This is a genomic window from Rhizobium anhuiense bv. trifolii (genome assembly GCF_024346605.1).
In the GTDB taxonomy this organism is placed as follows: domain Bacteria; phylum Pseudomonadota; class Alphaproteobacteria; order Rhizobiales; family Rhizobiaceae; genus Rhizobium; species Rhizobium anhuiense.
In genome coordinates, this window is the sequence record NZ_CP098804.1 from 666,779 (window position 1) to 678,031 (window position 11,253).

General features: G+C 61.5%; 12 protein-coding genes. 1 reads left to right on the top strand and 11 read right to left on the bottom strand.

Annotated elements, in window-relative coordinates:
• Positions 1-2 precede the first annotated feature (2 nt).
• Together NE851_RS34770 and NE851_RS34775 are read right to left on the bottom strand one after the other, a co-directional pair.
• Positions 3-1,631: a thiamine pyrophosphate-dependent enzyme gene (locus NE851_RS34770; protein ID WP_127431082.1), complete on the bottom strand. Its 1,629-nt coding sequence runs from the start codon at positions 1,629-1,631 to the stop codon at positions 3-5.
• A gap of 26 nt (positions 1,632-1,657) precedes the next feature.
• Positions 1,658-2,848 carry an amino acid aminotransferase gene (locus NE851_RS34775; protein WP_127431083.1) on the bottom strand — a complete coding sequence of 397 codons (1,191 nt, stop codon included), beginning with the start codon at positions 2,846-2,848 and terminating at the stop codon, positions 1,658-1,660.
• Positions 2,849-3,001: 153 nt separating this feature from the next.
• Here NE851_RS34775 and NE851_RS34780 point away from each other — a divergent pair, with 153 nt between their 5' ends.
• A complete protein-coding gene (locus NE851_RS34780; protein ID WP_048338445.1) occupies positions 3,002-3,469 on the top strand; it encodes an Lrp/AsnC family transcriptional regulator in 468 nt (155 codons plus the stop codon).
• Between the two features lie 7 nt (positions 3,470-3,476).
• On the opposite strand, the gene NE851_RS34785 is transcribed toward NE851_RS34780, so the two are convergent.
• From NE851_RS34785 to NE851_RS34825, 9 genes are all read right to left on the bottom strand, one after another.
• Positions 3,477-4,238 (bottom strand): ABC transporter ATP-binding protein, encoded by a 762-nt coding sequence (locus NE851_RS34785; protein ID WP_047618897.1) that lies wholly within the window; start codon positions 4,236-4,238, stop codon positions 3,477-3,479.
• Complete coding sequence (locus NE851_RS34790; protein WP_048338447.1) at positions 4,235-5,275, bottom strand: FecCD family ABC transporter permease; 1,041 nt, start codon at positions 5,273-5,275, stop codon at positions 4,235-4,237. The genes NE851_RS34785 and NE851_RS34790 overlap by 4 nt, the downstream gene beginning before the upstream one ends.
• The gene (locus NE851_RS34795) at positions 5,272-6,297 is read right to left on the bottom strand and encodes an ABC transporter substrate-binding protein (RefSeq protein WP_127431084.1); all 1,026 of its coding nucleotides are present in this window, start codon (positions 6,295-6,297) and stop codon (positions 5,272-5,274) included. The genes NE851_RS34790 and NE851_RS34795 overlap by 4 nt, the downstream gene beginning before the upstream one ends.
• Before the next feature lie 131 nt (positions 6,298-6,428).
• Positions 6,429-7,274 carry a metal ABC transporter permease gene (locus NE851_RS34800; RefSeq protein ID WP_127431085.1) on the bottom strand — a complete coding sequence of 282 codons (846 nt, stop codon included), beginning with the start codon at positions 7,272-7,274 and terminating at the stop codon, positions 6,429-6,431.
• Complete coding sequence (sitC, locus tag NE851_RS34805) at positions 7,271-8,128, bottom strand: iron/manganese ABC transporter permease subunit SitC (protein ID WP_132574993.1); 858 nt, start codon at positions 8,126-8,128, stop codon at positions 7,271-7,273. Before sitC ends, NE851_RS34800 begins: the two co-directional genes overlap by 4 nt.
• A complete protein-coding gene (locus NE851_RS34810; protein ID WP_048338450.1) occupies positions 8,128-9,027 on the bottom strand; it encodes a manganese/iron ABC transporter ATP-binding protein in 900 nt (299 codons plus the stop codon). Before NE851_RS34810 ends, sitC begins: the two co-directional genes overlap by 1 nt.
• Positions 9,024-9,941: a metal ABC transporter substrate-binding protein gene (locus NE851_RS34815; protein ID WP_127431086.1), complete on the bottom strand. Its 918-nt coding sequence runs from the start codon at positions 9,939-9,941 to the stop codon at positions 9,024-9,026. The genes NE851_RS34810 and NE851_RS34815 overlap by 4 nt, the downstream gene beginning before the upstream one ends.
• A gap of 339 nt (positions 9,942-10,280) precedes the next feature.
• Complete coding sequence (locus tag NE851_RS34820; RefSeq protein WP_048338452.1) at positions 10,281-10,562, bottom strand: hypothetical protein; 282 nt, start codon at positions 10,560-10,562, stop codon at positions 10,281-10,283.
• Between the two features lie 74 nt (positions 10,563-10,636).
• Positions 10,637-11,101, bottom strand: coding sequence for a hypothetical protein (locus tag NE851_RS34825; RefSeq protein ID WP_080759940.1), 465 nt, complete (start codon positions 11,099-11,101; stop codon positions 10,637-10,639).
• Between the last annotated feature and the right edge of the window lie 152 nt (positions 11,102-11,253).

Genomic DNA, 11,253 nt, shown 5'->3' on the forward strand with positions numbered 1-11,253 from the left:
CATCATTCGGCATGTGGAGCCGCATGAATGAAAGGCCAGGGGCTCGCCTCGGATCCCTTCTCGACCGGAACCTCGATGAGAACGGGTTCGTCGAGTGATAGGGCTTTCTCGAGCGCGTCTTTCAATGCGCCGGGGCTCGTCACCCTGAACGCGCGAATGCCGAAGCTCTCGCCAAGGGCGACGAAATCCGGATTGGTGAGGTCCGAGCCAAGATAGCGGCCCTTATACGCCTGCTTCTGGTCGCGCAGCACGTTGCCAAAGGCAGAATTGTTGAAGACGACAGCGATGACATTGATCTTGTGCTGGACGGCTGTGGCAAGTTCCTGAACGCCGAACAGGAAGCCGCCATCGCCGGAAATGGAAATAACGGCTTTGTCGGGATGAGCGACCTTGACGCCCAAGGCCGTGTTGAAGCCGAAACCCAGATTGTCCTGATAACCGCATGTGACGTATTGGCGAGGGCCATAGACCGGGAATGCAAATCGGGCGGTAAAGCCCATCTGGCAGATTTCCTCGACGAAGAAGCCGTCCCTTGGCAGAGCTTCGCGGATGGCATCGAGATAGGCGAGCTGCGGCTGCACTGCCGAGAAGCGAGACCTGGCCTCTGCGTTGAGTTCGGCAAATTCGCGTGTGCGATCCTCGCGGCTGGAACCTGCCACGGCATCGAGCAGAGCCTGTGCTCCCGCCTTGGCATCGGAGACGATGCCCACATCGGGCTTGAGGCGGACCATTTCGGTCGGATCGATATCGATGCGGATGACCTTGAGACCTTTGGGCAGCCACTTCCATCGCATGAACTGCAATTCGAGCCGGCTGCCGATGCCGATCAGGACGTCCACCTTCTTCCAGTATTCATAGGCGGCGACGAAATTCAGATAGTTCGGATGGTCGTCAGCGACGATGCCCTTGCCGGAGCGATGGGCGGTGACGGGGGCCTGCAGCAGTTCTGCAAGTGCTGCGATCTCGGCGCCGGCATCTGCCGCACCGCCGCCGACCATGATCATCGGGTTCTTGGCACCTGAAATCAGTGCCGCTGCGGCGGCGATCGCATCGGGGTTCACGACCGGAGAAAGCGCTCTCGAACCGACGGGAAGGTCGATTTCAGGGCCGGATTGTCCAAACACGTCCCATGGCGCTTCGACCGCTCCCGGACCTTGGCGGCCCGAGAGCATTTTACTGACGACCCCGGCCATGACGGGACCGGTTTCGGACAGGTGATTGATGCGTTCCGCCGTCTTGGTGATTCCGCGCATCGTGGCGAGCTGATCCGGCAATTCGTGCAACTGCCCTCTGCCTTGACCGATCAAATGGGACATGATGTTGCCGGTAATGCAAAGCACTGGCGCGTTGGCGCCATAAGCGGTGCAGAGAGCTGCGCCGGAATTGAGGACGCCCGGCCCAGGCACGACGGTATAGGCGCCGATCCGGCCGGTGGACTTGGCATAGCCGTAAGCCATGTAGCCGGCGCCCTGCTCGTGCCGGGTGTGAATGAACCGAACCTTATCGCCGGCGCCGTAAAGGGCATCGTTGAAATCATACATGTGGGCGCCGGGGATGCCGAAGACCGTGTCGATCCCATGGGCGACGAGGGAACGGGTCATCGCCTGACCGGTCGTTTCTTTCCTGCTCATCTGAAGACTCCAATGCGGGCGTTCGGCTAGGCGACTGCCGATGATTTCAGGCAGCCTTCGGCTCGAAGCGCCGCGACAATGGCGCCGGCGTCGGCCGGCTGCATGCCGGCAAGGTTCATGCGCCCGGAATCCGCCATGTAGATACCGTGGCTCGCTCTGAGCGCTACGGCCGTATCCTTCGACATGGCGAGATTGGAGAACAGACCGCGCTGCCGGGCGATGAAGGCCAGATCAGGGGAGGCGGCGGCGAGCGCTGCCCGGTTGCCGTTGACACGCTGGCACATCTCTTCGAGCTCGGCGCACCACATGGCCGTCATCTCGGCGCTCTCGAGAATGGTCCTGACGATGGCGGCGCCATGGTCGGGCGGCATGGACCAGTTCACACGGGCAAGTGCCGCCATGTTGCTTTCGGCTTTCCTCAGGTCATCTCCATTGCGGGCCATGACATAGAGCGCGCCGACACGCTCGCGATAGAGACCGAAATTCTTGTCGCAGGAATAGGCGATCAGCGCCTCATCGACTGCGTCGAGGACCATGCGTGCTGGCGCAGCATCCTGTTCGAGGCCGTCGCCAAGCCCCTGATAGGCGAGATCGATGAACGGCACCAGCCGATGCGCGACAAGGAGCTCGGTAATCTCTAGCCACTGTTCCATGGTGAAGTCGATACCGGTCGGATTATGGCAGCAACCGTGAAGGAGAACGACGTCGCCTTCCCGAGCGGAAGACAAGGCGTCGATCACGCTTTCGAATATCACCTGCTGCGACGCCAGGTCGACGAAGGCGTACTCCTTTACCGGCAAGCGCGCCGAGCTGAAGATCGGCGCATGATTTGGCCAGCTTGGCGTCCCGAGCAGAACCTTCGCCGATGGATTTGCCGCCTGGATAAGCTCGGCCCCGAGACGCAAGGCGCCGCTTCCACCGGGTGTCTGAATGCCGACGAGGCGTTGCGTAAACGTTGGCGATTTTCCGAAGATGATGGGCTGCAGCAGGCGCACGAATTGCAGGTCGCCTTCCGGCCCGAGATATTTCTTGCTGTCCTGGGTCTCCAGGAGAAACTGTTCCGCCGCTTTGACGGCACGCATCACCGGCGTGCGTCTCATGGCGTCACGATAGACGCCGACGCCAAGGTCGATTTTTCCGGGGCGATCGTCGGCCTGGAAGGCCTTGATGAGTGCAAGCAGGCTGTCGGCCGGCCGACTGTTCAGTTCGTCAAACACAAGTCCACCTCGTTTCTTGAATTCTGGCTCGCAGACTAGCTGAACTTTCACGACGAATTTCTGCGATTATCTCCCTGAAACCGCGCCATCATGCAGACAATCGGCGCGATATGGCTATGATGTGCAGAAATTCACCGTTCGAGGAGGGCGGTCATGCTTGACCCATTCGATATCAAATTGCTTGCCGCCCTCCAGCAAAACAGCGAGGTGACGCAGAGCGAGCTGTCTCAGAAGGTCAATCTCTCTGCGACCCAATGCGCTCGCCGTTTGGAAAGGCTGCGCAACGAGCAATATATCCAGAGTGTCGTCGCCATCCTCAATCCCGTGAAACTGGGTTTTACCGTCGTTGCCCATACGCTCGTCAGCTTGAGAGCACATACGGAAGGCGGCAACGAGCGGCTTCATCGCTTCATCGAGACCGCGCCGGAGATCCTGGAGTGTTATTCGCAGACCGGCGACGCCGACTTTCTGATGAAGGTCATGACGCGCGACCTCGAACATCTCAGCCAGTTTCTCGAAAGAATGATCCGGGTCACCGACAATCTGGCGTCGGTCAAGTCAAGCATCGTCCTCAAGACACTGAAAAAGACGACCGCTTTGCCGCTGCAGATCGTGACCTGAGACGCTCTCACCTGAGATAATGGATATGCGGGCGCGAGTGATAGGGTGAGGCTTCGATGCGGGCTTCGACGGAGAAGACGTCGCGCAGAAGGGCCTCGCTCAATACGTCCTGCGGTGCGCCGGTGGCGACGATCCTGCCCTGCTGCATGATGATCAGCTGGTCGCAGAACATGGCGGCATGGTTGAGATCGTGCAAAGCGACGATGCTGGTGATCGGCAGGCCGGAGACGAGCCGCATCAGGCCGATCTGGTGCTGGATGTCGAGATGGTTCGTCGGCTCGTCGAGGATCAGCTCCTGCGGCGACTGAGCGAGTGCCCTTGCGATATGGGTGCGCTGCTTTTCGCCGCCCGAGAGATTCTGCCAGCGATCGTCGCGTTTCTCCGCCATGCCGGCGCGCGCGAGCGCACTTTCGACCGCCTCTTCGTCGGCCTTGGTCCAGCCCGAGAACATCGACCGGTGCGGGAACCTTCCGAGCTTGACGACGTCGACCACCTTCAGATTGGCATTCGTCGTGGCATGCTGCTCGACAAAGGCGATGCGCCGGGCGATCGAGCGGCGGTTGATCGTGCCGATATCGCTGCGGTCGAGCGTGACGCGGCCGGCATGCGGCCGCTTCAGGCCGGCGAGAAGCCTGAGCAGCGAGGTCTTGCCCGAGCCGTTCGGCCCGAGCAGGCCGAGCATCCGGCCGGGCTGCGCCTCCAGGGAGACGCCGTCCAGAATGGTCTTCCTGCCAATTTTCCAGGTGAGGTTGTCGGCCTTGATGCTCATGTCGCGCGCTGGAACCGGTAGAGGATGAGGGAGAAGAAGGGAACGCCGACCAGGGCCGTGACGACGCCGATCGGCAGGATCTGGTTGGGAATGAGGGCGCGCGCGGCGATGTCGGCGAGCACCATGAAAATCGCCCCTGTTATGGCGCAGGCCGGCAGCAGCCGGATATGGAGCGGTCCGACGACAAAGCGGGCGACATGCGGCACGACGAGGCCGACGAAGCCGATGGAGCCAACCATACTGACGATCGTCGCCGTCATCATTGCGGTCAGCGCGAAGAGCACCATGCGGGCGCGGCCGACATTGACGCCGAGCGAGGATGCCGCCTCGTCGCCGAAAGCGAAGGCGTCGAGCACGCGCGCATAGAACAGACAGGCGGCGAGGCCGAACCCGACGACGATCGAAACCAGCGCGAATTCCGGCCAGCGCACGCCGCCAAAACTGCCGAGCAGCCAAAACATGACGTCGCGGGCCTGCTGCGCATTGGCCGAGGTGGTGACGATATAGGAGGTCGAGGCGTTGAAGAGCTGCGATGCGGCCACGCCAGCGAGAATGGTGCGGTCCGCGCCGCCGCGCGTGCCGTTCGACAACAGTGCGACGAAGAAGAAGGCCGCGAAGGCCCCTGCAAAGGCGCCGGCCGATAGCGATACCGCGCCCGAGCCGACGCCCAAGATGACGATCGCGACGGCGCCGGTGGAGGCGCCGGCGGAGATGCCGAGCACATAGGGTTCGGCAAGCGGATTGCGCAGCAGCGACTGCATGATCGCGCCCGACAGCGCAAGGCCCGCGCCGCAGAAGGCGGCGACGAGCGCGCGGCTCAGGCGATAATCCCAGATGACGGTCTCGTGGATGCGGTTCAGTTCGACCGCGGTCCATCCGAGCCGGTTGGTGACGGCCGAAAAAGTGGTCGCCAGCGGGATCGGCAGGTCGCCGATGCCGACGCTGACGCCGACGGCGACAGCGATGAGGCAGAGGGAGGCGAGCAGCAGTGCGGTGGCCGCTCCCAGCTGCCGGAAGAGACTGCCCGCTTCCGTCACTTCAGCAGACCGAGAGCCTTCAGCTGCTCGGCCACCTGCTCGGCGCCGTAGATCGTGCGGATGGTCGGGTTCATCGCCTGGCCGTCCATGACGACGATCGCCTTGTTCTTGACGGCTGGGGTCTGGCTGACGGCCGGGTCGGTGTTCAGGAACTTGATCTTGGCCTCCGGCTTGTCGAGTTCCCAACGGTTACGGTCGAGGCTGGCCACGACGATCACGTCAGGATTGGCGGCGATGATGCCTTCCCAACCGATCGTCGGCCATTCGGCTTCCGCTGATATCGCATTATGCCCGCCGAGCAGGTCGGCGATGAAGCCGGAGGCGCTGTTCTTGCCGCCGACATAGGCATCGGCCGACGGGCTGGGACTGGAGAACCAGAAGACATAGGACAGGTTCACGCCGTCCTTGGAAACGCCGGAGCGAAGCTTGGCCTCACGCGCCTTGAAGTCGGCGATCAGCGCCTGGCCGCGGTCGGCGACGTCGAAAATCTCAGAGAGTTCGTCGATCTCCTTGTAGAGAAGATCCATGTTCCACAGCTCGCCGCGGCTGCCGTACTGGTCCTTGACGTCCTTGGTGCTGAGGCAGGTGCTGGGCGAGAGATAGGTGGCGACACCGACCTTGTCGAAATCGTCGCGCTTGGCGACCTTGCTGTTCGGCCCGACCAGGCTCGGCAAGGCCACCGCCACGAAGTCGGGATTTTCGGCGAGGATCGACTCGAAGGTCGGCATTTCGACGGTCAGGAGCTTGACCTTGGCATTGGCCTCGGCGAGCTGCGGCAGGACCTTGCTCGGCCAGAAGGCGGTGCCGACCATCTTGTCCTGGAGGCCGAGCAACAGCAGGATTTCCGCGCTGTTCTGGCCGAGGCCGATCGCCCGCTCGGGCGCCTTCTTGAAAGTTACCTCAGCACCGCAGTTGTCCAGCGTCAACGGGTAGGTCGTCGAACCGGCCAAAGATGGATTTGCGGCAAAGCCGATCAGGGCGGCAAGGCCGCAGGCGGCCAGAATTGATTTGAGGCTGGTCACGAAGAAATCCCCGGTGCGTGAGTGTATGCGGCCGGGGTATAGCCTTGGGAGTAGCCAGAAAACAAGACAGAATAAATCAACTTATCGCAAAATTCGAGAGCAGAGCACATGCGCCGGGCAACGCCGGCTCCTCAGGTTGCCTCGCTCGTTTCGATGCGCGCGGTCTTGCGGGTGGCGTGGAGGAAGGCTCCAACGAAGGCGATCGCGAACAGAAGAACGATGGTCGGAGCGGGTGCGCTATCGATGAAGAAGGAAAGATAGACGCCGGCAAAGGCCATGACCACCGCGATTGCGACCGACAGAGCGAGCATCGCACTGAAGCGGCGCGTCAGCAGATAAGCGATGGAGCCTGGTGCGATCAGCAGCGAAATGGCGAGAATAATCCCGACCGACCGGAGTGCTGCCACGATCGTCAAGGAGAGCAGGCAGAGCAGGCCATAGTGAAGGAGATTCACCCTCAGTCCGACCGCTCTGGCCTGCGCCGGATCGAACGCATGCAGCAGCAGGTCACGCCACTTGACGGCGATGATGGTGGCCGTCAGCATCGCAACGGCTCCCGTCTCCACGATGTCGGGAAACCCGATGCCGAGCATGTCCCCGAAGAGGATGTGGTCGAGATGCACCTCGGACTGGATCTTCACATAGAGAACCAGGCCGAACCCGAACATGCCCGAAAACACGATGCCCATCACCGTGTCCTGCTTGATGCGGCTGTTATCCTTGAGGAAACCGGTGGCAAGCGCACAGACCATCCCGGCTGCAAAGGCGCCGATGGCGAAGGGAAAGCCCGCGATATAGGCGATGACCACGCCTGGGAATACGGCATGGCTCATGGCGTCTCCCATGAGCGCCCAGCCCTTGAGCACAAGGAAGCAGGAGAGCAGCGCGGTCGGGATGGCGATCAGCACCGAGATGATCAGGGCGTTGATCATGAAATCGAACTGGAACGGCGCCAGCAGGGCGGTGAGACCATTCATGGGGATACCTCCAGAGCTTGTGCGGCTCTGCGCCGGCTTGCCAGCATTCCGTGCTTGGGCGCCAGGAAGAAGGCGACAAGGAAGATCAGCGTCTGGAGGACGATGATGATGCCGCCGGTCGCGCCGTCGAGGAAATAGCTCACATAGGCGCCGATGAAGCTGGTCGCTGCCCCGATCGCCACGGCGATGACGAGCAGCCGCGGGAAGCGATCCGTCAGCAGGTAAGCCGTCGCGCCCGGCGTCACCACCATGCAGATGACGAGAAAGGCGCCGACGGTCTGGAGTGCCGCGACCGTCGATGCCGACAGCAGCGTGAAGAACATGATCTTGAGCCGCGTCGGGTTAAGTCCGATTGAACGGGCATGGGTCTCGTCGAAGAAAACGACCATCAGGTCCTTCCATTTCACCAGCAGGATGGCGAGCGAAACGAAACCGATGATGGCAAGCTGGAGCGTGTCTTCGGGCGTGATCGCGAGGATATTGCCGAGCACGATCGTCTGGATGTTCACTGCAGTCGGCCTGAGCGATACCATGAACAGGCCAAGCCCGAAGAATGAGGAGAAGATCAGGCCGATGATGGCGTCCTCCTTCAGCTTGGTGCGCTGGTTGAGGAAGAGCATCGCTGCGGCAGCCAGGCCGCCGGAGAAGAAGGCGCCGATCGAGAAGGGAAGTCCGATCATGTAGGCGCCAGCGACACCCGGCACGATGGAATGGGAAAGTGCGTCGCCGATCAGCGACCAGCCCTTGAGCATCAGGTAACAGGACAGGAAGGCGCAGACACCACCGACAAGAGCCGATACCCACATGGCGTTCAGCATATAGTCATAGGTGAAGGGTTCGAGAATGCCGGCCATCAGGCTTGTCCATCGCTTTTGTTCGCCGGGGCCGGCGCGAGCAGCTTGCCCTCCCGCAGGACCAGCGGCCGCTCGTCGTCAGTGAGGATGCCGACGGGATATGGCTTGCCGCCGGAGCCATTCAACACGAGATGGCGAAGCACGCCGCCGAAGGTTCTTTCGAGATTTTCCTGCGTAAAGGTCTCGTCTGTCGGTCCGTAGGACAATACGGTGCCTTTGATCAGCACCGTGCGGTCGCAGAATTCCGGCACGCTGCCGAGATTGTGGGTCGAGACCAGCATCACCCGGCCTTCATCGCGCAGCGAGCGGAGCAACTTGACGATGGCCTCTTCGGTCTTGACATCGACACCGGTGAAAGGCTCGTCGAGCAGGATGACGCGACCGTCCTGCGCCAGCGCCCGAGCAAGGAAGACGCGCTTCTTCTGGCCGCCGGACAGCTCGCCGATCTGACGCTTGCGGTATTCGCTCATGTTGACGCGGGCGAGCGCCTTGGACACGGCTTCGTGGTCGGCCGCCTTCGGTATTCGCATCATCCCCATGTGGCCGTAGCGCCCCATCATGACGACGTCCTCGACCAGCACCGGAAAATTCCAGTCGACTTCTTCCGATTGCGGTACATAGGCGACGAGATTTTTCCGCAGCGCTTGTTCGACCGGCATGCCGAGCACCGAAATCTCCCCCCTGGCCAGACGCACGAAGCCCATGATCGCCTTGAACAGGGTCGACTTGCCGGAACCGTTGACACCGACGAGCGCGGTGATGGTGCCAGTAGGTGTCTGGAAGCTGGCGTCGCGCAGCGCCGTGTGGCCGTTGCGATAGGTGACCGTGGCATCCCTCACGGAAATGCCGGCGCCCACATCCGAAGATGCGGGGGAAACCGGGGAGACGATCGCATTCATTGCGACAGGCCTTCGGCTAGGCCCTTGACGACAGTGTCGGAGGTCACGCGCAACAGGTCGATATAGGTCGGCGTGGGACCGTCAGCGTCGCTTAAGGAGTCGACATAGAGAACACCGCCATAACGGGCGCCGGTCTCGCGGGCGACCTGGCGGGCCGGCTTGTCCGACACCGTGCTCTCGCTGAACACGGCAGGGATCTTATTGGCCCTGACGGCATCGACGACTTTGCGGACCTGTTGTGGCGTGCCCTGCTGATCGGCATTGATCGGCCACAGATAGAGCTCCTTCAAGCCGAAGTCGCGGGCGAGATAAGAGAATGCGCCTTCGCTCGACACCAGCCAGCGCTTGTCCTCGGGAATGGTATCGAGCTTCTCGCGGATCGGCGCGATGGTCGCCTCGATCTCCTTCTTGTAGGCCTCGGCATTGGCCTTGTAGATCGCGGCGTTCTTCGGGTCGTATTTGACGAAGGCGTCGCGGATGTTGTCGACATAGATGATCGCATTCTTCGGCGACATCCAGGCATGCGGATTGGGTTTGCCGCTATAGGGACCTTCGCTGATGCCCATCGGCTCGACGCCGGTCGAGACCACGACGTCGGGAACATCCTTGAGATTCCGATAGAATTTCTGGAACCATAGCTCGAGGTTGAGCCCGTTCGACAGGAGGATCTGCGCGCCCTGCGCCCGCTGGATATCGCCGGGCGTCGGCTGATACTCATGGATCTCGGCGCCCGGCTTGGTGATCGATTCCACGATCGCCGCATCACCGGCCACGTTCTTGGCCATGTCGGCAATAACGGTGAAGGTGGTCACAGCTTTGAACTTCTCCTGCGCGGCGGCACTGCCAGCCATCACGCCGAGTGCGGCGATGGCCGCCAGCCCGGTTACGACCCGGCGTCTCATTCGACTAAGCATGAACTTTCCTCTCTCTTTGCGTCATCCATCGTTTCCCGATCTCGCCTTGGCGCAGCGTCGACCGCAATCAGTCCGCTGATGCAAATGCGACGCATTGGCAATTGCTGCTGATAAGTCTGCCCCTATCTATTCTGCAATTGCGACTGATTTGCAACAAGGATTTTCGAGAAAGGTGCGGAACGAGAATTGTTCCCGCCGACACGCGTCGAACAACGCGTTGGTTTCTATCGCGGATCTACAGAGGAACAGACCGAGCCGGTTGCAACCGCTCGACTGATTTCAGACCATCTAAGCCTGCCACTGAGGCGCGGAGCGGGGACCGCGACTCGAACATGGTCATCAGCTCATCTTTCCCACGAGCTTGGCATAATCCGAAAACGTCAACTGTTCGCCTCTCCCGCTTGCCTCCTCGGCGAGTAGCAGCACTCGTATGGGAAACAGGATCGCGGCGCGGTTGGCATCCGAGAGCTCATGGTCGTCGTCCTCCTCGATGGCCTTCTTGGCTTTCGAGAGCGCGGCATTGAGTTCCTGACGGGTGAGCAGGTCCTTCTCGACGATTGCGTCGCATATCGACGCCATTGCCATGATCAGGCCCTTGAGCTGAAGGTTGGCCGTGTTCATAAGAGCTCCGAGGAAACGAGGGGCCACTTGATGACGCTCCGGCGCATCGCCGATTGCGCCGGGACATTGCTACGTCAGTCCGGTTGAACCGGCCGGATCGTGTCGACGGTAACTTCACCGTCGACGATCCCGCGCGTGACATCGCGCCGGTTCCGATCGATCTCGATGACGGTGTAGAGCTTGTCGTCCCGAAAGGCGCTCGCATTGGCCGTTGTGACATCCTCGGCGGGCGCCGCATCCACTTCCATGAAGTCGAGCTCACGAGCCGCAGCGACGATCCTGGCGTCGCCCGCCGTCCTGGCGGCGACGATGACAATACCGTGCCCCGGGGAATTGTCCCATCGCGGATCGTCAGGCGCCGCGATGGGCTCCAATCGGTAGATGTTGAGCATTTCGCCGCCAGCGCCGGACGCCGCCTGCGCAGCCGCGTCCTCGATTTGCGCCTGGCTCTCGACCGACTTTCCAAACGTGTTCGGGTTGGTCGCGTTGTTGATCTCTTCCTTGCCTGTTCTCGAGACGTTCGACATGTCGCTCTCCATTCGGGGTGGAAACGACGGCCGGCGGGAAACTGTTCCCGCGCAGGCGAAGTTTACGGCTGACGGCAGGACATATCGGTCTGTACAACCGCGCGGTCCGGCCATACCCTTTTTCCACTCGAGCACTAAATTATCTCCAGTCGAACAGGGGGGAT